Annotated in this window: 23 protein-coding genes and 1 pseudogene; 8 read left to right on the top strand and 16 right to left on the bottom strand. The window is 45.3% G+C overall.

Translation table 11 applies throughout. The annotated features are described in order from the left end of the window. Positions 1 to 21 precede the first annotated feature (21 nt). The 5 genes and pseudogenes from xerC to MHO82_RS07650 all read right to left on the bottom strand — a co-directional run bounded on the left by xerC (position 22) and on the right by MHO82_RS07650 (position 3972). Positions 22 to 945 carry a tyrosine recombinase XerC gene (gene xerC, locus MHO82_RS07670; RefSeq protein ID WP_239183287.1) on the bottom strand — a complete coding sequence of 308 codons (924 nt, stop codon included), beginning with the start codon at positions 943 to 945 and terminating at the stop codon, positions 22 to 24. Continuing rightward, the gene (locus MHO82_RS07665) at positions 938 to 1639 is read right to left on the bottom strand and encodes a DUF484 family protein (protein WP_239183286.1); all 702 of its coding nucleotides are present in this window, start codon (positions 1637 to 1639) and stop codon (positions 938 to 940) included. The genes xerC and MHO82_RS07665 overlap by 8 nt, the downstream gene beginning before the upstream one ends. Then, positions 1636 to 2466 carry a diaminopimelate epimerase gene (dapF, locus tag MHO82_RS07660; protein WP_239183285.1) on the bottom strand — a complete coding sequence of 277 codons (831 nt, stop codon included), beginning with the start codon at positions 2464 to 2466 and terminating at the stop codon, positions 1636 to 1638. The genes MHO82_RS07665 and dapF overlap by 4 nt, the downstream gene beginning before the upstream one ends. 14 nt (positions 2467 to 2480) lie before the next feature. Further along, positions 2481 to 3734, bottom strand: coding sequence for a diaminopimelate decarboxylase (lysA, locus tag MHO82_RS07655; protein WP_239183284.1), 1254 nt, complete (start codon positions 3732 to 3734; stop codon positions 2481 to 2483). Between the two features lie 24 nt (positions 3735 to 3758). After that, positions 3759 to 3972 (bottom strand): annotated as a pseudogene (locus tag MHO82_RS07650) (lipoprotein). On the opposite strand from MHO82_RS07650, the gene cyaY reads away from it, so the two are divergent. Further along, positions 3952 to 4266, top strand: coding sequence for an iron donor protein CyaY (cyaY, locus tag MHO82_RS07645; protein WP_239183283.1), 315 nt, complete (start codon positions 3952 to 3954; stop codon positions 4264 to 4266). The pseudogene MHO82_RS07650 and the gene cyaY sit on opposite strands and share 21 nt — an antisense overlap. A gap of 83 nt (positions 4267 to 4349) precedes the next feature. On the opposite strand, the gene MHO82_RS07640 is transcribed toward cyaY, so the two are convergent. Beyond that, complete coding sequence (locus MHO82_RS07640) at positions 4350 to 6896, bottom strand: class I adenylate cyclase (RefSeq protein WP_239183282.1); 2547 nt, start codon at positions 6894 to 6896, stop codon at positions 4350 to 4352. Between the two features lie 402 nt (positions 6897 to 7298). On the opposite strand from MHO82_RS07640, the gene hemC reads away from it, so the two are divergent. The 4 genes from hemC to MHO82_RS07620 are packed head-to-tail and all read left to right on the top strand — an operon-like array spanning position 7299 to position 11447. Beyond that, positions 7299 to 8234 (top strand): hydroxymethylbilane synthase, encoded by a 936-nt coding sequence (gene hemC, locus MHO82_RS07635; protein ID WP_239183281.1) that lies wholly within the window; start codon positions 7299 to 7301, stop codon positions 8232 to 8234. Beyond that, positions 8234 to 8995 (top strand): uroporphyrinogen-III synthase, encoded by a 762-nt coding sequence (locus MHO82_RS07630; RefSeq protein WP_239183280.1) that lies wholly within the window; start codon positions 8234 to 8236, stop codon positions 8993 to 8995. Before hemC ends, MHO82_RS07630 begins: the two co-directional genes overlap by 1 nt. Continuing rightward, positions 8992 to 10269 carry a uroporphyrinogen-III C-methyltransferase gene (locus MHO82_RS07625; protein WP_239183279.1) on the top strand — a complete coding sequence of 426 codons (1278 nt, stop codon included), beginning with the start codon at positions 8992 to 8994 and terminating at the stop codon, positions 10267 to 10269. Before MHO82_RS07630 ends, MHO82_RS07625 begins: the two co-directional genes overlap by 4 nt. Further along, complete coding sequence (locus MHO82_RS07620) at positions 10266 to 11447, top strand: heme biosynthesis HemY N-terminal domain-containing protein (protein ID WP_239183278.1); 1182 nt, start codon at positions 10266 to 10268, stop codon at positions 11445 to 11447. The genes MHO82_RS07625 and MHO82_RS07620 overlap by 4 nt, the downstream gene beginning before the upstream one ends. A gap of 387 nt (positions 11448 to 11834) precedes the next feature. Here the strand turns inward: MHO82_RS07620 and fre are convergent, their stop codons facing one another. The 6 genes from fre to trxA all read right to left on the bottom strand — a co-directional run bounded on the left by fre (position 11835) and on the right by trxA (position 17685). Next, the gene (fre, locus tag MHO82_RS07615; protein WP_239183277.1) at positions 11835 to 12548 is read right to left on the bottom strand and encodes an NAD(P)H-flavin reductase; all 714 of its coding nucleotides are present in this window, start codon (positions 12546 to 12548) and stop codon (positions 11835 to 11837) included. Between the two features lie 20 nt (positions 12549 to 12568). Beyond that, on the bottom strand, positions 12569 to 12838 hold the full coding sequence (locus tag MHO82_RS07610) for a 2Fe-2S iron-sulfur cluster-binding protein (protein ID WP_239183276.1): 270 nt from the start codon (positions 12836 to 12838) through the stop codon (positions 12569 to 12571). Then, a complete protein-coding gene (gene ubiD / locus MHO82_RS07605) occupies positions 12835 to 14679 on the bottom strand; it encodes a 4-hydroxy-3-polyprenylbenzoate decarboxylase (protein WP_239183275.1) in 1845 nt (614 codons plus the stop codon). The genes MHO82_RS07610 and ubiD overlap by 4 nt, the downstream gene beginning before the upstream one ends. Positions 14680 to 14756: 77 nt before the next feature. Further along, a complete protein-coding gene (locus tag MHO82_RS07600) occupies positions 14757 to 15758 on the bottom strand; it encodes a hypothetical protein (protein ID WP_239183274.1) in 1002 nt (333 codons plus the stop codon). A gap of 113 nt (positions 15759 to 15871) precedes the next feature. Continuing rightward, positions 15872 to 17131, bottom strand: a complete 1260-nt coding sequence (gene rho / locus MHO82_RS07595) for a transcription termination factor Rho (RefSeq protein WP_239183273.1) — start codon at positions 17129 to 17131, stop codon at positions 15872 to 15874. Positions 17132 to 17358: 227 nt separating this feature from the next. Beyond that, complete coding sequence (gene trxA, locus MHO82_RS07590; protein WP_239183272.1) at positions 17359 to 17685, bottom strand: thioredoxin TrxA; 327 nt, start codon at positions 17683 to 17685, stop codon at positions 17359 to 17361. A gap of 113 nt (positions 17686 to 17798) precedes the next feature. On the opposite strand from trxA, the gene rhlB reads away from it, so the two are divergent. Together rhlB and gppA are read left to right on the top strand one after the other, a co-directional pair. Continuing rightward, the gene (gene rhlB / locus MHO82_RS07585; RefSeq protein WP_239183271.1) at positions 17799 to 19118 is read left to right on the top strand and encodes an ATP-dependent RNA helicase RhlB; all 1320 of its coding nucleotides are present in this window, start codon (positions 17799 to 17801) and stop codon (positions 19116 to 19118) included. A gap of 10 nt (positions 19119 to 19128) precedes the next feature. Further along, on the top strand, positions 19129 to 20622 hold the full coding sequence (gene gppA, locus MHO82_RS07580) for a guanosine-5'-triphosphate,3'-diphosphate diphosphatase (RefSeq protein WP_239183270.1): 1494 nt from the start codon (positions 19129 to 19131) through the stop codon (positions 20620 to 20622). A gap of 105 nt (positions 20623 to 20727) precedes the next feature. Here the strand turns inward: gppA and hemB are convergent, their stop codons facing one another. Then, entirely contained in the window at positions 20728 to 21783 is a 1056-nt protein-coding gene (hemB, locus tag MHO82_RS07575) for a porphobilinogen synthase (protein ID WP_239183269.1), read from the bottom strand. 206 nt (positions 21784 to 21989) lie between these two features. Here hemB and MHO82_RS07570 point away from each other — a divergent pair, with 206 nt between their 5' ends. Further along, positions 21990 to 22751 carry a TatD family hydrolase gene (locus MHO82_RS07570; RefSeq protein ID WP_239183268.1) on the top strand — a complete coding sequence of 254 codons (762 nt, stop codon included), beginning with the start codon at positions 21990 to 21992 and terminating at the stop codon, positions 22749 to 22751. Between the two features lie 75 nt (positions 22752 to 22826). On the opposite strand, the gene tatC is transcribed toward MHO82_RS07570, so the two are convergent. Genes tatC through tatA form a run of 3 tightly spaced genes read right to left on the bottom strand, consistent with a single transcriptional unit; the run spans position 22827 to position 24187 of the window. Then, positions 22827 to 23573 carry a Sec-independent protein translocase subunit TatC gene (gene tatC, locus MHO82_RS07565; RefSeq protein WP_239183267.1) on the bottom strand — a complete coding sequence of 249 codons (747 nt, stop codon included), beginning with the start codon at positions 23571 to 23573 and terminating at the stop codon, positions 22827 to 22829. Between the two features lie 2 nt (positions 23574 to 23575). Beyond that, a complete protein-coding gene (gene tatB / locus MHO82_RS07560) occupies positions 23576 to 23932 on the bottom strand; it encodes a Sec-independent protein translocase protein TatB (RefSeq protein WP_239183266.1) in 357 nt (118 codons plus the stop codon). Between the two features lie 3 nt (positions 23933 to 23935). Further along, positions 23936 to 24187: a Sec-independent protein translocase subunit TatA gene (gene tatA, locus MHO82_RS07555; protein ID WP_239183265.1), complete on the bottom strand. Its 252-nt coding sequence runs from the start codon at positions 24185 to 24187 to the stop codon at positions 23936 to 23938. Positions 24188 to 24212 lie beyond the last annotated feature (25 nt).

Raw genomic sequence — 24212 nt, 5'->3', positions numbered from 1 at the left:
TCAGTGAAGAGCACGTACAATTTACTCTTTATTATTTCGTTTCGCACGAGGGTGAGCTTGGTCGTAAGCCTGTGCAAGGTGCTGAAAATCGAGATGGGTATAGATTTGAGTGGTTGAAATGTTTTCATGCCCCAACAGCTCTTGCACCGCACGTAAGTTACCACTGGATTCTAAAACATGAGTGGCAAAAGAGTGACGCAATTTATGCGGGCTAATGTGACTGGCTACAGATTGTTTATGCCCCCACTCAGCCATGCGCTTTTGTACATTACGATGAGAAATACGCTGACCACGTTGCGAAACAAACAAAGCAGGCTCACTGCTATGTGCCAACTCGCCACGAACTTTCAGCCAGCGCCCTAACCACTCTTTCGCTTGACCAGAAAAAGGGGTTTTACGCTCTTTGTCCCCTTTACCGATGACTCGGACTTCACCGTGACTTAAGTTTATATCTCGAACATCAATACTGATCAGCTCCGCCAAACGCAGCCCGGCTCCATACATAAGTTCCATGATGGCACGATCACGAATCGACAACGGATCATCTTCATTCACATCGAGTAGCTGACCCATTTCATCAACATCAATGTTTTTAGGTAAAGGTCGAGATTTTCTTGGGGCCGAAACCCCTTTGGCCGGGTTTGCTAACAGCTCACCACGCAGAACCAAAAAGTCAAAAAAGCTACGTAAAGAAGAGAGGCGCGTAGAAGTGCTGCTCGGTTTGAGTCCATCACGTTTGGCTTTACCCACCAATTGACGAACCCAGCTGGCGTCCACGTCTTTCCAGTCAGTAACGCCCAACTCAACAAAATGTTCAGCAACCGTGGTCAGTTGCCGTTGATAGTTGCGTTGGGTGTGCAAACTTAATCCTCGCTCACTACGAAGGTATTCATAAAAACGCTCTAGCGGTTTCGTGAGCGACGAGGGCAATGAAGGATTACTCATCACACAACTCAACGTCAGGGGATAACTGCCAGACTGCCAACAAGTGGTTCAATACACTCACCACTTGCTGCAAAAAGAGCGTATCCATACTTGGTTGAAAGTGTCCGCCGTCTTGACTGGCAAATGCCAATAACCCAACTGGTGCAGCTTCTCCCAATGGCAGAATCGCAAACGAGCCTAAATCAGGCGCATCCGTAAATAAAGCATCACGATCAATCTGACGTAAGCGACCTAAATACACCGATTTCCCGTTTAAGTGAGAACGAGAAAAGCTGTTAAACCCCTCACGATTGAGTGAATGCTTCGGATGCGTCAGTTCAAACAAACGGATGCACGAGGTTAAATTTAACTCCGCCGCCATTTCTTCAACCACCAGCGCTGCCTGTTCCACGTTTTTACTCGATAACAAGTCACCTTGCACACGAGACAATAAATAAAAAGTGCGATCATTACGGGCTGCAATCGACATCAATTGCGTGATTTCATCTTCTAATTCACTGATGCGTGTTCTTAAGCGCCCGAGCTGAATTTCAACCAAAGACACCGCCCCTTTTTCTTGGTGCGGTATCCGTAATTGCGTTAACAGCTCTGGCTGGCGTTCAAAAAAATCAGGGTGATCACGTAAATAATCCGTGATCACCTCATCCGTTAGCTGAGTCAGTTGTGGCTCACTCAGTTGGGTTACATTGGTCATATTGTTAGTTGTCCATCAAACACATGGCTTGCGGGTCCAGTCATGTACAGCGGTTTGCCTGGCCCTGCCCAGCGAATCAGCAAATCTCCGCCCGGTAAGCTCACGGTCACTTCATTATCCAGTATGCCTTGGTTGATCCCCACAGCAACAGCTCCACAAGCACCACTTCCACAAGCTTGTGTTTCTCCTGCTCCACGTTCGTACACACGTAACTTCACGGCTTGGCGAGACAACAGCTGCATAAAACCTGCGTTCACTCGCTCCGGAAAACGTTCGTGTGATTCAATCAAGGGGCCAAGGGTGTCTATATCTGCATTCTCAACATCATCCACCACCGTAACGCAGTGCGGGTTGCCCATGCTTACCGCACCACAAAACAAGGTTTGCTCGTTGGCACGCATAATATAGGTTTTTTCAGTCTGCTTAGCACGGAAGGGGATTTTATGAGGTTCAAACTCAGGAACCCCCATGTTCACCGTGATGTCATCATTGTCTTCAATCTTGAGCACCATTTTGCCATTTTTGGTGCTCACCGCAATGCTGTACTTGTTGGTCAGTCCTTTCATGCGAACAAAACGCGCAAAACAACGCGCGCCATTACCACACTGCTCCACCTCACTGCCATCGGCATTAAAAATCCGGTAATGAAAATCGGATTCTGGATCGTAAGGCGGTTCAACAACCAACAGCTGATCAAAACCAATACCACGATGACGATCCGCCAAGCGACGGATCAAATCAGGTGAAAAAAAGATATTTTGGGTTATGCAGTCAACCACCATAAAGTCGTTGCCCAAACCGTGCATTTTTGAAAAATGAAAGTGCATCGTTCTTCTTTACCCTACTCTGGTAACAAACTCTCGTGCTGCCATAACTCTTCCAGCTTTTCACGCTTGCGAACCAGGTGTGATTGACTGCCATCAACCATAACTTCGGCTGCACGGCAGCGAGTGTTGTAGTTCGAGGACATAACAAAACCATAGGCCCCTGCGGAACGTACCGCCAGCAGATCATTTTGCTCTAGGACTAAAGCGCGATCTTTACCTAAGAAATCCCCAGTTTCACAGACAGGGCCAACCAGATCGTATTTTTTCGCTTCCCCTTCACGAGGTACCACAGGGACAATGTCTTGCCATGCTTGATATAACGCCGGGCGCATTAAATCATTCATCGCCGCATCAATAATGGCAAAGTTTTTATGTTCAGTGTGCTTTAAAAATTCCACTTTCGTCAGCAGAACACCTGCATTGGCAGCAATGGCACGGCCAGGTTCAAAAATAAGTTCAAGATCAGAGCGATTATCTAAACGAGACAGTAACGCCTTCACATAATCCGATGGCTGTGGTGGTAATTCATCGCGATACACCACCCCTAAACCACCACCCACATCAAGGTGGCGAATATTAATGCCTTCGTCTTTTAAACTATCCACTAGGGCTAACAAACGATCCGTGGCATCAATGAACGGCGAAATGTCCGTTAACTGAGAGCCAATGTGGCAATCAATCCCTTGTACATCGAGATTCGGCAAGCTATGCGCAAAGCGATACACTTCTGGCGCACGGTCAAAAGCGATACCAAATTTGTTATCCAACAACCCCGTAGAAATATAAGGGTGCGTTTTGGCATCCACGTCTGGGTTAATACGTAAAGAGATTGGCGCAACCACGCCCAACTCACCCGACACCTTGTTTAAACGTTCCAGCTCAGGCTCAGATTCTACGTTGAAGCACTTAATGCCCAGCTCTAATGCTCGGCGCATTTCTTGTTCTGTTTTTCCGACACCAGAAAATACAATCTTCGCGGGATCACCTCCAGCAGCAATCACACGTTCCAGCTCACCACCAGACACAATATCAAACCCAGCACCAATTCGAGCCAGTGCATTCAATACACCTAAGTTCGAATTGGCTTTCACGGCGTAACACACTAAATGCGGGTGTTCACCCACCGCCGAATCAAACGCATTCCAATGACGCTCTAATGTCGCACGAGAATACACATACAACGGTGTGCCATATTGTTGTGCCAATTGAGTGAGAGTGACGTCTTCAGCCCATAGCTGACCATCATCCTTATAGTTAAAGTAATCCAATGTCGGGTCTTCCTTGTCTTAAATTTATGGTGTTTGTTCGTTTTGTTGTGGTTCTTCAGGCATGTACAGCGGCCCTTTCTGACCACAACCTACTAGCGTTAGCGAGCCTAGTAAAAGTAAAGCCATGAATCGTGTCTTCATATCTCTATTCGTGATTATCTTATCAATGCCCTCTATAATCGCACCACAAACAGGAAAAGCAATAGGATGCTATCGGATGAATGATACTGAATTTCACCAATTGGTTGATCAACAGCTAACAACCATCGAAGAACTCATCGATGATTCAGGCGCAGACATCGATTATGAAGTGACGGGTAACGTCATGACACTCGAATTTGAGAATCGCAGCCAAATCATTATTAACCGCCAAGAACCAATGCACGAGATCTGGTTAGCATCAAAGTCAGGAGGGTTTCACTTTAAATACAACGACTCTGAGTGGATTTGCTCTAAAACAGGCTCAGAGCTGGTTGCATTAGTGAAAACGGAATGCGAGAAGCACGCCGATGAAGAGATCGAATGGGAATAGCACTTTATAACGCCCTATGATCCCAAAAGAGCGCCTAAAGTAAGGGCGCTCTTTTTATATCGGTGGATTTTATATAAGTTGCATTAGCTTGCGAGGTTGATCCCCGATGCATGACCAGCCGGCGGCTTTTTCATGGTTTGCTGATTACTGCGATACGGCACCACACAAGGTTCACCCTGCTCAGAATGCAAGATGTCGTAGAACTGTGGCAAGTTGAAATTAATAAAGTTAGCACTGTAGCTAAACTTGTCTTGGTTTGAAGTGTAAAAACGATTAACCCCATGCACCATTTCATCTTTGTCACCGCTGCATTGGCGGTACACTTCCACTCGATTGGTTTCATCGAGAATGTAAATATTAAAGCCGTTATCGCAATCTTCAAAGAAGAACTGAATAAGACCTTCGCTGGCATAAGAATCCACAATGGCTGGCGGATGCGGTTCATGAGTATCTCCCAACACCATCACCGGGGATCCATTCAACTTATTGGTCGAAATGCTGCGATAGAAATCCACTGAGTTTTCCAGCTTTTGAACCGACACACCACGGCGCTCAAAAAACAAACCAAACATCTGCTCACCAATACGAATGGCTTTAAAACGGCGACGCTTCTCTTGTTCTATCGGCTTTAAGCGCAGCTCTATACACTCTGCCAATAGCTGATAAACGAGGTTACGGATCATGCCGCGCATGTGCTCGCTATAACAAAAAACATCCACCGATTCTGGCGGCAGCGCATCTTGGTGCATTTTTCCTAACACAGTTTTCAACGCGTCTAGCATGGCGCATTCACCAGAAAAATGCAGCGTTCTGACTTCATTCCACGAGTTTCGATATACCAGATCAACGCTGCCTACTAAGCATTCCTGATCTTTACCAAAACTAAAAACATCCGTGCTCTTAAAATCAAATCGAACAGCTTTACTTTTTAGCTCAGCGGTTGGGTCGTTTTCCAAGTTAATGAACATCGACAACTGACGAATTTCACACGGACTAGATAACGCCTGCAAACTTGGCCTTGGGCGACGAATAGAAAAGGTATTTCGAATGTCACTGACCATTTGATAAAACTTATCAATATTCAAGTCCGCATCACGCACCACCGCATCTAAACGAGTTGATTCCGTTAACAAGCCATTAAAAAAAGCCCATGCCACCAACTTACTTAAATAACGGTTATGTTCTAACGACGGTTGCCCGAGAATGTGCTTGGCTTCCAGCGGTTGCTTATACAAATACCAACCCGATTTATTGGTTCGCCCTTCTGGCACCTGAATAAACGTCAGATCCGATTCGTGTAAATCCGGCGAGATCTGCGGATTAAGAAGCGTAACTTTACCTGGTAATTCTTCAAACGCCGCATAGAGTTTACGCGCAAGAATACTGATGTCTTCTGGGCTAATGGCGGATGTAATGTCATTACGGCGCGCAAAACGGATTAAGTTGCGATAACTTAACATTAATGCATCAAGCAGCTCATTGTGCGCCACTTTCACCTGCTCAACTTTCCAGTTACGGCGATTGTCTAATTCACGCAGTACACTGTCGGACCACCCCCACTGCGAGGTCAATTCTGTCAACGTATCACGACGCCACTGCACCGAACCTAATCCCGGCTCACGCGTGAGCTTTTCATGGGTTTTTAAATAAAAGCAGCGACGGACCAAATCTAGACGGCGATGGTCATCAATGCGTTCTAAGTAACGCGTGACTTTTTCTAGCATCAAATAGTACGCGTCCATGCCATACAGACTTGGGTCTTCGGCAAAAAAACGACGTTTACTGTCAATACTTAATAATTGAGTGTGGGGATATTCCCAAGAATAGGCTTCCAGAAGAATGGCTTTTAAAACCGATTTATACGGCGAGTCGATACTTTTGTATAACTGCCATAAGCTTGAGCCAAAATACTCTTCCGCAGGGATGCGATTCAGCTGACCAAAATCAATCCAGTGCTCACAGTTAATATGGCCATCTTGGCAAAGCTGTTTTACGTACTGATCGTAGCACTCTTCCATTTCTGGCGGTACTAACTGCCACAATAACCGATGACCAGCCAAACGAACCGCAGAACGATAGAACTCATCCAGTAGCAACAAATGCTGAGAAGAGCCGCAGTTATCTCCGGTCATCTTTTCCGAAAAATTATCACGGAAGCGATTTTCATCAATAAGGAAGAAGTTGGCTTCTACCCCTTGGCTCATGGCCCAATCAGAAATCAAAGAACATTTTGATTCAAGATGATGGCGTTCCTCTCCACCCATTTGGGCCGACACACAAACCCAAATATCAAGATCACTCGATAAGCTCTGACCAATGGAAGACGTACTGCCCATGGTGTAGAGACCAAAAATATGAGGAACAGGAGAAGAGACAAGTGAATCACCTGTCGTGAGGGCGGTGTCATCAATAAACTGCCGCTGGTGTTCATTTAACGCAAAATCACAGATCCCGTAAGGCACCTCTTGCTCAAGGTAGCCCGGAATGGAGGGATGATTATAATGAAGCAACACAGGCAACATATGAAAGACACGTTGCGCTTGAGTATCCATTACCGCCAGCGCTCTTTCGATACGCTGCTCGTTTAGGGCATCAAGCCTGCTTATTAGTTTCTTGATATAGATTTGCAAATTTCTTATCCAAGAACACCGATACTCAACTAGTTAAAAAGGCGTGCAAATCGCATAAAACATCAGCGACCAACAGATCAAAACGTGATCAATGTAACACTTTAACTAGTAACCGTAAAGTTTGTATTACTATCCTTTGCACTAAAAAAGACTTTCCCTAATGCACACTATATTCTCAGTTACTATTAACTTGTCATTACAGTTGCAACGTATTGATGTTGTAACAATATTGATAAGATAAGCAGTAGACTAACACATTCATTGTGACACAAGTCACATTTTCTAGCCACACATTTAGTAATAAAGCAGTTTCATCACCGAGGTGAGATCTGATAGTTACTCGATAGCAATAAGCAGTGGTACGATTAGTCTGTTTTAGAGCCTTTTTATATGGAACCCAATATGTCACAACAAGCCCCTGTCAGAATCGCCACACGTAAAAGCCCACTTGCGTTATGGCAAGCCAATTTTGTCAAAGATGCTCTCGAAGCGGCACACCCAGGCTTGGTGGTAGAACTGGTTACAATGGTAACAAAAGGCGACATCATTTTAGATACTCCTTTAGCCAAAGTAGGCGGAAAAGGGTTATTTGTAAAAGAGCTCGAAGTCGCCATGTTAGAAGGACGCGCCGACTTAGCGGTGCATTCCATGAAAGATGTACCTGTTGAATTCCCAGAGGGCCTAGGTTTAGTTACCATCTGTGAACGTGAAGACCCACGTGACGCGTTTGTATCGAACACCTACAACAGCATTGATGAACTGCCACAAGGTGCTGTAGTTGGCACTTGCAGTTTACGCCGTCAATGTCAGTTAAAAGAACAACGCCCAGATCTCGTGATTAAAGATTTACGTGGCAACGTTGGCACACGCCTTCAAAAGCTAGATAACGGGGATTACGATGCCATTATCTTAGCCTGTGCAGGTCTTATCCGTTTAGGACTTGGCGATCGCATTCGCAGCTCAATTGAACCTGAAGTCTCTTTGCCTGCCGTAGGCCAAGGCGCTGTGGGTATTGAATGCCGCACTGACGATACACGCATTCGAGCACTTCTAGATACCCTAAATCACCCTGAAACGGCATCACGTGTATTGTGTGAGCGCGCCATGAATAACCGCCTTGAAGGTGGTTGCCAAGTGCCAATTGGTAGCTACTCACTCATTGATGGTGATGAAATTTGGCTGCGGGCACTGGTTGGTGAGCCAGACGGTTCAAAAATCGTTCGTGGTGAAATTAAAGGCCCAGTCGCCGATGCAGAAAAGCTGGGAACGACCTTAGCTGATCAATTACTGGCTGATGGCGCTAAAGACATTTTGAAGAAGTTATACGACAACGCGTAATGACGATTTTGGTCACCCGCCCAGAGCCAGATGGAACTGCTCTTTGCCATGCCCTACAACAACAGGGCATGACTGCTATTGCACAACCTCTCCTCAACATTGAAGCAGGTGCACAACTGCCTCTTCTTGCCAAAATGCTCCAAACCCTTCAATCTGGTGATTATATTATCGCCGTTAGTGCTCGTTCGGTTGAATATGCTCACCAACAACTGGCATCATGTGGTTTGTCTTGGCCTGAAGGCATAAATTATGTTGCCGTTGGTCAAAAAACGGCTCATTCCCTCGAGCAATCGACATTACAGGCGGTACACTATCCAACACACAGTGATAGTGAACATTTACTGAAACACCCGATTTTGCACTCCGTGGCTGGTAAAAACGTTCTCATTTTACGTGGCAACGGTGGGCGAGAACTGATTTACGATACTTTGCAGCAACGTAATGCCAACGTAGAGTATTGTGAAACCTATCGCCGCCAATGGTTAACACTGGATGGTGAACAACTTGTTTTAGACTGGCGTCGCCGCAATGTTAATACCATTGTGATCACCAGCTCTGAGCAATTGCAATATTTAACCGACTTGATTCCAGTTCAACATACTAACTGGCTCTACAGCTGCCGCCTGTTAGTACCAAGTCGTAGAATCGCAAACCGAGCGACTGAACTTGGTTTTTCATTAATTTCAACGGTTGGTAGCGCCGCAAACGCCGCTTTGCTCTCAACTTTGAGCGACCTGAAGCATGATGGGACTTTCGAATGACTAGCAAAAAAACGAATAGAAACACGTCTAAAAACGAAAATAGCAAATCTGCACCAGAACAAGAGCAGATAGACAACGCCGAAACTTCACAACCAGTAGACGCTAAAAAAGTGGATACCGAGAAAGCGGCACCACAATCAACCCCCACAGATAAAACAGAAAAGCAGCCACAAGCCGCTTCTCAACCAGAGCCTGTAAAACAGCAAGCTACTGAACCAGCTCAAAAACAGAGTAATACACTCGGTGCTGTAGCAATTGCGTTAGTTGTCGCACTGAGCGGCGGCCTGTATTTCCAAGGCTACCAGCAAACCCAGCAGTACAATCTGCAACTTGCCAACCAAAATGCGCAAATCACGAACCTAGAGCAAAAAGTCAACTTGCTGCAAAACTCAACGGCTTCTGAAATCAAATCAAGCCGCCAAGAAACACTGAGTCAAGTGGATCAAATCAGCCAAAAAACACAAGTGCTGCTTGAACAACAAGATAAGAGCATTGAAAGCCTGCAATTGGCACTAGCCGAGTTAAAAGGCCGTCGACCAAACGACTGGCTACTGGCTGAATCTGACTACTTTGTGAAAATGGCAGGGCGTAAACTGTGGCTAGAGCATGATGTAGTAAGTGCAACTAAGCTAATGGAAACCGCAGATCAGCGCATTGCTGCGTTAAACGATCCAAGCTTAGTCCCCCTTCGTAAAGCCATGGCCGATGACATCATCAAACTACGAGCTGTACCACTCATTGATCGTGATGGCTTAGTACTTCGATTAACCAGCTTACAAGAAAAGATTGCAAGCCTTCCACTTTCACACGCGATTTTACCAGAAGCTGAAATCGAAGCTGAAGCAGTAGTCTCAAGCGACATTAATCAGTGGCAAGAGAACTTAATGACCTCATTAAAAGACTTCTCTGGCAACTTCATTACTTACCGTAAGCGTGATGGAAACGTAACGCCATTATTAACCCCAAAACAGCACTTCTACTTACAAGAAAACCTAAAAGCAAAAATCGAAACAGCGATCAAAGCGGTTTATCGTGAGCAAGGCGATGTGTATGTCTCATCGCTGGAAGCTGCAAAAGAATGGTCAACTCAGTTCTTTAACCAAGAAGACAAAAAAGTACAAAGCTTCATTAATAGCCTAGATAGCTTGGCCACACAAACGATTGAAGTGGAGTACCCTGTTAAGCTTAATACGCAACCAATCATTGCTGATGTTATTTCCGAGCGCCTACGTCGTGAAGTTACGAGCATCATTACAGAGGAGGATAAAGCATGATCCGCCTACTTCTTCTTGTTATCGCGCTGATTGCTGGCTTAGTGGTTGGTCCTGATTTTGCGGGCCACCAAGGTTACGTACTTATTTCAGCGGCCAATCAGACCATTGAAATGAGCTTAACCACGCTTATCATCGCCATTGCCGCATTGATCGGTGCGCTTTTCTTACTTGAGCTGATCATCAAACGTATTTTCTCTGTTGGCAGCGCAACTCGTGGCTGGTTCTCAGGCCGTAAAGTACGTAAAGCTCGCTTAAACACGTCACAAGGTCTTGTAAAATTAGTGGAAGGTGACTGGCGTCAAGCTGAAAAGTTAGTCGTAAAAGGTGCAACCCACAGTGATTCGCCGCTTCTCAACTACCTAGCAGCGGCAGAAGCAGCTCAAGGCCGTGGTGAAACTGTACAGCGCGACAATTACCTAAAACTGGCCTCAGAGCAAGATGGGGGTAACTTAGCGGTAGCACTGACTTGCGCCAAGCTGCAAATTCGCCAAGAGCAATACGAGCAAGCGCTGGCCACACTGCAAGACATTAAGCAACAGCACCCACACAACCCGGTCTTACTTGAGCTACTGAAAACCACCTACTTAAAGCTGGGTGACTGGCAGCCACTTCGTACTCTGCTTCCACAATTGGTGAAAGCTGACATGATTGACCAAGTAGAAGCGGCACGTTTAGAAGAAAAAACCGAATGTGGATTAATGGAACGCATTGCTGGTCAACAAGGCAGCGAAGGGTTAGTTAATCACTGGCGCTCACTGCCTCGTAAGAGCCGCCAGCGCAACGTATTAATCGCATGTTTTGCTAAACAGCTAATCACTCGTAAAGCTGATAGCGAAGCCTATGGCGTCCTTCGTGAGGCGGTGAAGAAACAATCTGATGATCGCTTAGTCATTCTGTTCCCAGAGCTAAACCTACCGGATTACCACCCAGCCATCGTATTATTATCTGATGTGTTGCGCTACGATGAAAACAACCCTGTGACTCACAGTGCCATCGCTCAACTTTACATGCGTGACAACAAATGGGCTGAAGCTCAAGAGCATTTTGAAAAAGCCCTAGATATTCGTCCAGATATTTCTGATTACGCGTACTTGGCCGATGTGCTCGATAAACTGGATCAAAAACAAGCCGCAGCAGATATTTCTCGCCAAGCCCTGACTTTGCTACCGAGTAATTAATCAACAACCGTCAAAACCAATAAGCAACTGAATTAATAGGCGTTACTTTCGAGTAACGCCTTTTTTCGCTCAAAAATAATGCGATTTCAGTCACAAAATATTTCAAGTGTTGCAGAATGTTACCAAGGTTGAGAAAACCTTTCTGTCGCATTGTTCTCTCTGCGCAAAATCTGTTCAATAAGACTCCCAATAACATTATTATTAAAAGTAGTCAGCCTTATGGATATGCTTCCTTGGATCTTAGTTTCTGGCATGATCGTTTCAGTTATTACTGCTCTTATGACAGCAGTACTAATCAGCCAGTATAAGTAATCTTTTACAGCCCCCTCGAAACGACAAAGCGCAGCTCTAGGCTGCGCTTTTTTATTCTTCATTAACTATTATGGCTTAAATAAAAGCAAACGCATCGGCATGAATGTGATGACGCTCTGCTCCTTTCTGCTCAGTAAACTGCTCACGTGCCGCACCAGCCATTTCAAAGCGACCCGCAATATAAATATCGTACGCGCTAAGACTGATAAAATCGTCCATCACCGCTTCCAGCACATTACCCACTTTACCTGACCACTGCTCTGGCGCTTCTTCAACCACAGGAACAAACGTCACGTTAGCGTATTGGCTTGCAATGTTGTCTAACTCTTCTTTGGCATACAATTGGCAATCATCACGACCACCCCAGTATAAGAACACAGGCTTAGTCACATTTTGACTAATACAGTGATCCAAAATACTGCGTACATAACTAAAACCAGTACCGCCCGCAATCAATAGGATAGGGTTTTCAGTTCCTTCACGCACCCAGGCTTCACCATGAGGCGCATCAATGGCAATATCACCATCTTCAGCTTGAGCTTTCTTCATTGCTTCAACCACTTCTAAAGCATATGAATTGTGCTCAGCAGCCCCGATATGAAGTTCTAATTCACCTTCATGACGACATGGGCTACTCGCAATAGAAAATGGGCGTTTGTCTTTTTCACCCATTTCTACCATAAGGTACTGACCCGCTTTAAAAGCGACCGGCGTTTCTGGGTGAAGTAAAATTTGGTAAGTATTACAAGCCAAAGGCTCGATAGACTTCACTTTACATTTAATAGTCATGTTATTCCTCTCGCTAACCTCTATTCAACAAAGGTCAGGACTAAATTACTTTCTGCAAATGCTTGGCAAGCGAAAATCCAACCTTGCTGTTGCTCTTTCTCTGTGAGCATTGGTTCAAGGTGGTAACTCACTTGCCCTTCTAACTTTTTACACATACACATTGCGCATGCACCAACTTGGCAACGGTTTGGAAAATAAATATTGTTGTTGAGCGCTGCATCCAACACCGTTTGCCCTTCTTGTACCTCAAAGGTGATATTTTCTGGGTATAAAGCTACTTGATAGCTCATAAAATCCCTAACGATTCCCAGATACTATCAATTTTTTCTACCACCTTAGGATCTTTTGTAATTGGAACCCCCCATTCTCTTCGGCACTCTTGACCTTGAACCTTATTGGTCGCATCCAGACCCATTCTTGATGGCTCAGACTCATTAGTTAAGAATAGAGTATCTCTGGCTGGGTCCATTCTCGTCGTCACCGCCCAGATAATGTCGTTCCAATCACGCACGTTAACGTCACCATCACACACGATGACAGACCTATTGTCGGCAAACTGAGACCAAACCCCATCCATGAGCTTCTTCGCCTGATGAGCTTCTGTCTTATCAATCGAAATCACCACCATACTCGAGTTTTCATTTTGTAAATGAACATCGATAATTTCAGGGAATCGTTGCTTTAATTCAGTGAGCCTGCCTTCAATGTCATCCGCATTCAATGGTTCTGCCGCCACGCTTGGAGACAGCTCCAACTCTGCATCCCACTTTTTCGTGATGTCTAAGCCCATTTTGGAGCCTAACCCCACAACTGGAGAAGCAAAGTCCAAAGAGTCGATAGGAGTGCTCTCGATCATCAGTGTATCGCGCACGGGTTCCATTTGAGCCGACATCGCCGCCGTGACTTCAGACCAATCCCGCGCATTGACGTTTTCATCACACACCAATACAAACTTGGTGTACATGAATTGACGTAAGAAAGACCATACCCCCATCATCACGCGCTTGGCATGACCAGGGTATTGCTTCTTCATTGTCACCACAGCCATTCGATACGAACAACCTTCTGGTGGTAAGTAAAAATCGACAATTTCAGGGAACTGCTTTTGTAAAATCGGCACAAACACTTCATTAAGTGCAACCCCCAGCACCGCTGGCTCATCTGGCGGACGACCAGTGTACGTGCTGTGATAAATAGGGTTCTGACGCATGGTCATGTGCGTAACGGTAAACACATGATGACGTTCAACTTCGTTGTAATATCCTGTGTGATCACCGTATGGGCCTTCATCCGCAAACTCAGTAGGATCAATATAGCCCTCAAGTACAATCTCCGCACTGGCAGGTACTTCAAGATCGTTACTCACTGATTTAACCACTTCGGTTTTACTGCCACGTAGCAAACCCGCAAACGCGTATTCCGACAAAGTATCGGGCACTGGGGTCACCGCACCTAAAATCGTTGCAGGGTCAGCTCCAAAAGCCACAGACACTGGGAAAGGTTTACCCGGATTGGTTTCCATCCACTCACGAAGGTCTAGCGCACCACCACGGTGAGCCAACCAACGCATAATGACTTTATTTTTACTTAATTTTTGCTGACGGTAGATACCTAAATTTTGACGCTTCTTATTCGGCCCTTTTGTCACAGTAAGGCCCCAAGTAAGCAGAGGCGCAACATCATCAGACCAGCAGCTCATGACAGGAACTTTGTCCAAATCCACATCATCACCCTGCCACACCACTTGCTGGCATGGCGCTTTGCGCAGTCGCTTTACAGGCATATTTAAGACTTGCTTAAACACAGGCAGCTTATCTATCGCATCTTTAAAGCCTTTTGGCGGCTCTGGCTCTTTTAAATACGCCAGTAACTTGCCCACTTCACGAAGCTCTTTTACGTCTTCACGACCCATCCCCATTGCGACTCGCTCAGGAGTACCAAAAAGGTTGGTTAGCACTGGCATGTCATAGCCTATGGGATTTTCAAACAACAAAGCAGGACCGTGTGCTCGTAATGTACGATCACTGATTTCGGTCATTTCGTAATGAGGGTCGACGGGATGTGCGATTCGCTTTAGCTGACCAACTTGCTCTAAATGGTCAATAAAGTCACGTAAATCATTGTATTTCATTGGCCTCTACCGGCTTGCTAAATTCCGGCATATTATAACGATTTGTTAATAGCAATCACATAAAATCACAACGTCAATCATTGCGAAATGTGTGATAAACCCGCTTTCACATTATTCTGACGCACGGTATCACGCTCACCCAATAACTGTTGTAACCAACCTGCATGACCGGATCTTGCCAATTGAGTCGCCACAATGCTGCCATCATCAACGTGATTCAGTTTCACCAATAAAAACTCTCTCACATTATCAGGGAGCGGGTGTAACTGAGCCAAATACCCTAGCGCCTGCACTTTCAAAGATGGATTTTGAGTCGCAGCAATCACTTGTTCTGTTGCGAACAATTCCGGCGCAAGATTCGCAAGCCGCTGTAGTTCAGACAAACTGTGTTGATCAGCCCGCATTTGCCACAGCACTTTATACAGCTGTGGGTCTTGGCTCACTTTGGCCAATTTCACCATCACTTTGGTTGAAGGTAGCCAAGCAGACACAGCATGCTGAGTGACTTGATCCACCAGCGCTTGCAACGCTTCAGGAGATAAACTATCCAGCTCATTTAGCAAGATTTCTTGCTTTACATTGAGATCATGCACGGAACCACTAAGCCAATCAGACAGCTTAAGTTCCTGACGCTCTGAGCTTAAAATGAAATCCAATACTTGTTGGTCCTTTTCCCAGCGATGCAACAAACGCTGAGCAACCGCTGGGTAGTTAAAAGCCACTTTCGTGATCACATAACCATCTCCCTGCTCAGACACCTGATACGTAGGACGACGCTCTAATTGCTGCTGTAACCACTTGGCAAGCACTGGTGTTAGTGCAACATTATTTTGTTCTAAATGTTGAATAACCAAGAAACGAGCAGCTTCTTGTTGGGGTAAAGAAAGGCGGTTTAGTGAAAAGTTCAGAGCATCCACATCATTCGTAAGGGCTGAATGATATAAGTCCTCCACCCTTTGATTCAGTTGCTCATCTTGTAGCAATGCCGAAACACGTTTTGGCTGTAGCTCCGTCGCAAATACAGAGCCCACCATCAAAGTCGAAGACAGAAGCAGTGATACCAACAATCCTTGTTGCATATTAACCTTCCAGTAACATTCATACTACATATGATGCTATTGATAATAATGGAAGGCAATAAAAAACGCCGCTTTTTACAGCGGCATTTTAGGATTTGTGACACTAAGGCAATTTATTGGCGACGCATCGCATCAAAGAATTCGTTGTTCGTTTTTGTCATTGCTAACTTATCGATCAAAAATTCCATGGCATCGGTTTCGCCCATTGGGTGGACAATCTTACGTAGAATCCACATTTTCTGTAACTCATCTGCTTTAGTCAGCAACTCTTCACGACGAGTACCAGAGCGGTTGAAATCAATCGCAGGGAAAACACGTTTTTCAGCAATCTTACGGTTTAGGTGCAGTTCCATGTTACCTGTACCTTTAAACTCTTCGTAGATCACTTCGTCCATCTTAGAACCTGTATCAACAAGCGCGGTTGCGATGATGGTTAGACTGCCACCTTCTTCAACGTTACGTGCCGCACCAAAGAAACGCTTAGGACGATGTAGGGCGTTCGCATCCACACCACCTGTCAGTACTTTACCTGATGATGGGATCACGGTGTTGTATGCACGAGCCAAACGTGTAATGGAATCTAATAAGATCACCACGTCTTTTTTGTGCTCAACCAAGCGTTTTGCTTTTTCGATAACCATCTCTGCAACTTGAACGTGGCGAGAAGCTGGCTCATCAAACGTAGAAGCCACTACTTCACCTTTAACTAGGCGTTGCATTTCCGTTACTTCTTCCGGACGCTCATCGATCAGCAATACCATCAACTCACAATCAGGGTGATTATGAGCAATACTTTGTGCAATGTTCTGTAGCAACATGGTTTTACCCGCTTTTGGCGGAGCAACAATCAGACCACGCTGACCTTTACCAATCGGAGACGCTAAATCTAATACACGCGCGGTAATGTCTTCGGTAGAACCATTACCACGTTCCATACGTAGGCGATCATTAGCGTGTAAAGGAGTAAGGTTTTCGAAAAGGATTTTGTTGCGGGCATTATCAGGACGGTCATGGTTAACAGAGTTAACTTTTAGCAGGGCAAAATAGCGCTCACCGTCTTTTGGTGGACGAATCTTCCCGGCAATGCTGTCACCCGTTCGCAAGTTAAAGCGGCGAATTTGACTTGGGGAAACATAAATATCATCAGGGCCAGCTAAGTATGAACTGTCTGCACTGCGAAGGAAACCGAAGCCATCTTGCAGAATTTCTAGAACACCATCACCAAAAATGTCTTCACCACTTTTAGCGTGCTGCTTTAATGTAGAAAAGATGATGTCCTGTTTTCTTAGTCGAGCCAAGTTTTCCAGGCCCATACTTTCGCCAAGTGCAACAAGCTCAGACACGGGTCTGTTCTTTAATTCAGTAAGATTCATAGTGGTGGGTATCTTGTTAGTCAAAATTGGGATCTGTTTAGGTTAATTAAGAATAGAAATGACCATCAGATAGGTCAAAATTCGCTCAAGGAATGAACAACTGTATGATTTACGTGCAACACGTTATCACTAAATCCTAAATGAGTCTAGCTTAGAAAAAGCTAAACCGCGTATAACACAGATTATACACGGTTTAATAGCAAACTGGGTATAATACTCAGTGGCTATTATAGGTTTGCGTCTAAAAACTCTTTAAGTTGAGTTTTAGATAACGCACCTACTTTCGTTGCCGCTACGCCGCCATCTTTAAAAAGAAGCAGTGTTGGGATTCCACGAATACCAAATTTCGGTGGAGTACCAGCATTTTGGTCAATGTTTAGCTTACCAATAGTCAGTTTGCCTTCGTACTCGTCAGCAATTTCATCCAAAATCGGTGCAATCATTTTACAAGGGCCACACCATTCTGCCCAGAAATCTACAAGTACAGGGCCAGCTGCATTAATTACGTCGCTTTCAAAGCTATCGTCAGTTAGCTGCACAATCTTGTCGCTCATCGTCCACTCCAATGTCTGATTTTAGTCACTGATTTCATATTAACCAGTAAATCGATGCCCTATTTGAATTGATTCAGTTTCGTATTGCAACCCTAAGCTGATATTCTATAGCGATGAAAAAGACGCATATCACAGAGCAAAAGTTTGCCGATCTGAATTTACAGCCTCAGATCATTGAAGGTTTAAGCGGAAAAGGGTTCGAATTTTGTACCCCAATCCAAGCCTTGGCATTGCCGGTCATGCTCACCGGCCAAGACATCGCAGGCCAGGCCCAAACGGGTACTGGTAAGACGCTTGCGTTCCTTACTGCTACTTTTAACCACCTACTAACGACAGAAGTTCCTGCCGATCGTCGCAAGAACCAACCTCGTGCCATCATTATGGCGCCAACACGTGAATTGGCGATCCAAATTTATAATGATGCGGAACCACTGATCAAAAGTACGGGCTTAAAAGCGGGCCTTGCTTACGGCGGTGAAGGTTACGACAAACAAAAAGAAGCGCTAGAAAACGGTATTGATGTCCTGATTGGCACCACGGGCCGCATCATCGATTTCTACAAACAGCGCTTAATCGACTTCCGTTCTATTCAAGCGGTTGTACTTGATGAAGCGGATCGCATGTTCGATTTGGGCTTTATTAAAGACATTCGTTTCTTGTTCCGACGCATGCCTGAGCCAAAAGCACGTTTAAACATGTTGTTCTCTGCAACCTTGTCATACCGTGTACAAGAGCTGGCTTTTGAACACATGAACAACCCAGAGCACTTAGTGGTTGAACCGGATCAAAAAACAGGTCACCGCATCCAAGAAGAACTGTTTTACCCATCAAACACCGACAAAATGCCACTGCTTCAAACTCTCATTGAAGAAGATTGGCCAGAGCGTGCGATTGTGTTTGCTAACACGAAGCACAAATGTGAATCGGTATGGGGTCACTTAGCCGCTGACGGACACCGTGTGGGCCTACTGACTGGTGATGTGCCACAGAAGAAACGCGTTCGCATTCTAGAGCAATTCACACAAGGCGAAGTGGATATCCTGGTTGCCACCGACGTTGCGGCTCGTGGATTGCATATTCCTCAGGTAACACACGTATTTAACTACGATTTACCAGACGATGCTGAAGACTATGTTCACCGTATTGGCCGTACTGGCCGTGCTGGTGCAAGTGGCCACTCCATTAGCTTTGCTTGTGAAGAGTACGCCATTAACCTACCTGCGATTGAAGAATACATTGATCACGCGGTACCGGTTTCTGAATACGATACGACAGCTCTGATCCAAGATTTACCTGCGCCACTGCGTTTACAACGTCGCCAGCCAACGAACAATCGCCGTTCAAACAATGGTAATCAGCGTCAAGGACAACGCCAAGGCAATCGTAAACACAACAACCGTCAGCGTCAGCCGCGTCGTCAATCACAACAATAATAAGGACGTTATGAATACACCAGCAACTTCACCTATGTATGCCGCCATTGACCTTGGGTCTAACAGTTTTCACATGCTTGTCGTCCGTCATGTTGACGGTAGTGTGCAAACAATGGCTAAAATTAAGCGCAAAGTCCGCTTAGCAGCAGGCTTAGATAAACATAATCGTTTAAGCCATGACGCCATGCAACGTGGGTGGGATTGTCTGAGTCTATTTGCTGAGCGTCTGCAAGATTTCCCGGTTAGTCACATCCGCATTGTGGGCACGGCGACACTGCGAACCGCGACCAACGTTGAGGAATTTCTAAGTAAAGCAAACCAAATCCTTGGACACGACATTGAAGTGATCCCAGGTGAAGAAGAAGCTCGAACCATTTACCAAGGGGTATCACATACCTCTGGTGGTTGTGGCTCACGTCTTGTGGTCGATATTGGTGGCGCAAGTACAGAGCTCATCATCGGTGAAGGTTTTGATGCAAAAGCCCTGACCAGTCTGAAAATGGGCTGCGTAACTTGGCTCGAAGGTTATTTTAAAGATCGTCAACTGACTCAAACAAACTTTGATGCTGCGATCCAAGGTGCTAAAAACACGCTTCAACCTATCCTCAAGCAATATTTAGATCTCGGTTGGAATGTGTGTGTCGGTGCCAGCGGTACCGTGCAAGCACTGCAAGAAATTATGGTCGCCCAAGGCATGGATGAAGTGATCACCCATGCAAAACTGAAGCGACTGCAGCATCAAGCCATGCAATATGATCACTTAGAAGAGCTGGATATTGAAGGGTTAACTTTAGAACGCGTTTTAGTTTTCCCAAGTGGGCTTTCTATTCTTATTGCCATTTTTGAGTCATTAAATATTGATTCGATGACACTGGCAGGCGGCGCTCTACGTGAAGGTTTAGTGTATGAAATGATGGATGAAATGCGCCATGATGATATTTGTCAACGCACCATCAATAGCCTACAAGCGCGTTACCAACTTGATCGCCAATACGGCCATCAAGTTGCTGATACCTGTTTGGAAATCGTAAAGCAATGCGGTGCAGCAAACTGGTTACCCGAGCCTCAAGCTGAAGTATTACTCACCAGTGCAGCACAACTGCATGAAATTGGAATGAGTATTAGCTTTAAAGGAGACGGTGAACACGCTGCCTATTTAGTTCGTAGTTTAGAACTGCCTGGATTTACTCGTGCTCAAAAACAGCTATTAGCAGAAATGCTACGTCGCTATCGTGAACAACTGAGTAACATCACCGAACAACACGCACTCTCAGATCAAAGTGCTCGCCGTTTATTACGAGTGCTTCGTCTTGCAGTGGTGTTATGTCATCGCCGTAACAGCGCGGTATTACCTAAGCTCAACATTACCGCCACTGACGATCAAATCACACTTCACCTCAATAGCGCTTGGTTAGACAACAACCCTCTAACCAAAGCTGAGCTCGAATTAGAAGCCAATCGCCAAACCGATCTTGGTTGGCCGCTGGTCATTCAACTGTCCTAGTTTGTGATTCTCTACGGTTTTTATTAACCAGTAGTAAAAAAGGCGATACAGCATGTGCTCTATCGCCTTTTTCTTATCTCAAAATAGAGTGTTCAAAAGCTGTAATTACTCTTGCTCTGCACCTTCAGTAATACTGGCTTGTGCTTGAGCATTTTCTTCTGCTAACCATTCTGCAACGTCTTTTGCAAAATACGTCAAAATACCATCCGCACCAGCACGCTTAAAACACAACAGAGACTCAAGAACCGTTTCACGCTCTTTTAACCAACCGTTTTGAATCGCCGCTTTATGCATCGCGTATTCACCAGACACTTGGTAAGCAAACGTCGGTACTTTCAGTTCAGTCTTCACTCGACGAACAATATCTAGGTATGGCATACCCGGCTTCACCATCACCATGTCAGCGCCTTCACTGATGTCCATCGCCACTTCATGGATAGCTTCATCACTGTTCGCCGGATCCATCTGGTAGTTTTTCTTATCACCACCTTTTAAGTTGGATGCTGAGCCGACGGCATCACGGAATGGGCCATAGTAATGGGAGGCGTACTTCGCAGAATAAGCCATGATTTGGGTATTAATGTGACCCGCTTCTTCTAACGCTTCACGAATACGAGCGATACGACCGTCCATCATATCCGATGGTGCCACAACATCAGCACCCGCTTCAGCATGAGACAAAGCTTGTTGGATCAGCACTTCCGTTGTCTCATCATTTAGGACATACCCATCTTCATCGATGATACCATCTTGACCATGCGTCGTGAATGGGTCTAAGGCGATGTCAGTGATCACCCCCATTGCCGGCACATGTTCTTTTAATTCACGAACAGCACGCTGCACTAAACCTTCAGGGTTATGCGCTTCAGCAGCACATAGGCTTTTTGCGTCTTGTGATACCACAGGGAACAACGCAATGGCTGGTACACCTAACTTCGATAGGTAATCCGCTTCTAATAACATTAAGTCGATAGAAAGGCGTTCAACACCCGGCATAGACTCAACTTCTTCACGGCGATTTTTTCCCATTAGAACAAACATTGGGTAGATCAAATCGCTCGCGGTTAATTGGTTCTCCGCCATCAAACGACGACTGAAATCATGTTTACGCATACGACGCATGCGGCGAGCAGGAAAAACGCCTTGAATGGATACAGACACAGTACCCTCCTTGTCTAGTTAGTTTTTGTTATCTAAGTGAAATCATACCACCGTCAGTGTTTGCCGACAGAATGAATACGCCAAAATGCCCGATTAGTCTCACCTTACCGCTTCTAGAGCCTAGTCATCTTGCCAGTAACTGATGGTATACTTAATCGATAAAATCGTAACCTTACTTCCCATCAATAGACTGATAAGCAGACATCATGATAGACACGCACGCTCATATATATGCCAAAGAATTTGATCAAGACCGAGATGAAGTTGTAAAACGTGCGTTAGCACAAGGTATCGACCGTATTTTACTGCCCAATATCGATCTTGAGTCTATCGAGCCTATGCTACAAACCGAAGCGGCCTACCCTGACGTTTGTCGCTCTATGATGGGGCTGCACCCATGTTATGTAAATCAAGATGTGGATAAAACCTTAGCAAAAATTTACGAGCAATTTTCAACGCACAACTTCATCGCCGTCGGTGAGATTGGCATTGATCTCTACTGGGATAAAACCTATCAAGCCGAACAAGAAAAGGCATTAGTCACCCAGTTAAATTGGGCAAAAGAAATGGCACTGCCCGTTGTCATCCATACGCGAGATTCCATTCAAGAAGTACTGGCGATTTTAGAAAAAGAACAAAACGGCGATCTAACGGGCCTATTCCATTGCTTTGGCGGCTCAGTAGAAGAAGCTAAAGCCATTAACGACTTGGGTTTTCACCTTGGCCTCGGCGGCGTAAGCACCTTTAAAAATGGTGGGATGGACAAAGTGATCCCACACCTGGATTTAAGTAAAGTAGTACTGGAAACAGACTGCCCTTATTTGGCTCCAGTACCTCATAGAGGCAAACGTAACGAGCCTGCATACACTCAATTGGTGGCAAAACGTGTGGCGGAGTTACGTGACATGACCATCGAAGAAGTGGATGCCCTCACCACCAGCAATGCCGAAACCTTGTTTAAACTGTAAAAGCCCTCGTTGCCTACGCACTGTACATACAAAAAGAGCCGACATCATGTCAGCTCTTTTTTATCATGCTAAGTGTTATTCCAGCTCATCTTCTTCACGATCTTTTCGCACATAAAAGCGCGTAAAGAACAAACCGACCTCAAACAACAAACACATTGGGATGGCCAATAGCGTTTGTGAGATCAGATCAGGTGGTGTTAATAACATCCCCACCACAAACGCTGCCACAATAATGTATGGGCGTTTTGCACGTAAGCTTTGTGGATCCGTCGCTCCTGTCCAACACAACAAGATGATCGCCACGGGTATTTCAAACGCGATGCCAAATGCCATAAACAGCGCTAAAACAAAATCGAGGTAACTGGCAATATCGGTAGCAACTTGTACACCATCTGGAGCAATTGAGGTAAAAAAGCTGAACACTAATGGAAATACGACAAAATAGGCAAACGCCACACCGCAGTAAAACAGTAAAGAGCTTGAAGCCAATAATGGCATCACTAAGCGACGTTCATGCTTGTACAAACCCGGCGCAACAAATGCCCAAATTTGATAAAGAATGACAGGTACTGCGACAAAAACAGACGTGACCAGTGTCAATTTAATAGGGGTAAAAAAAGGTGAGGCAACATCTGTTGCGATCATAGTCGCCCCTTCAGGCAACCGCTCAACCAGTGGTGACGACAAGAACTCGTAAATGTCGTTGGCAAACCACACTAGGCCAAGGAAAACGACCATCACGGCTAACATTGCACGCAGCAGCCTATTGCGCAGTTCAATCAAATGACTGAACAGCGGCTGAGTTTGTTCAACTGATGACATAATTATTCTGCTTTTTCCTGCTTAGAGGCGGCGGATGTCGAGCCACTATCGGCAGCCGATTCAGGTTTAGCGTATGGATGCTGAACCTCTTTTGCTGCTTGTTTCAGCTCTTCAACCGACTTTTGCAAATCAGGAGATAAGTCTTGCATACCCATCTGTTCGGCTTTTTTGAGGTTCTCTTGCAGCTCTTGGATCTTGAGCTCTTGAGATAACTCATCTTTTACGTTGTTCGCCATGCCACGTGCCGCACCAATAAAGCGCGACACGGAGCGAATAGCTACAGGTAAACGTTCTGGCCCTAAGACCACTAACCCGACGACAGATATCAGTACCAGCTCCCAGAAACCGATATCAAACACGAATTAAACCTGCTCTTTGTTTTTTTGGCTTTCTTGAACGTTTTCACCTTTTTGTTGCTCTAGGTTTTTTGGTTCAAAATCTGCATCTTTAGCGTCCGATTTTTTCGCCGCTGTGTTGTCGTCAGTAACTGCTTTTTTAAAGCCTTTTACTGCTGAGCCTAAATCACCGCCGATGCCACGTAGCTTTTTTGTTCCAAATAACAGCACAATAATTAAAGCAATAATTAAAAGTTGCCAAATACTAATACCACCCATGCTTGTTTTACCTCAGCTTATTTCG

The organism is Vibrio sp. Of7-15 (genome assembly GCF_022347565.1).
GTDB lineage: Bacteria > Pseudomonadota > Gammaproteobacteria > Enterobacterales > Vibrionaceae > NORP241.
Note: the sequence above shows the minus strand (reverse complement) of the source record. Positions and strands in the feature narration are given on the sequence as shown.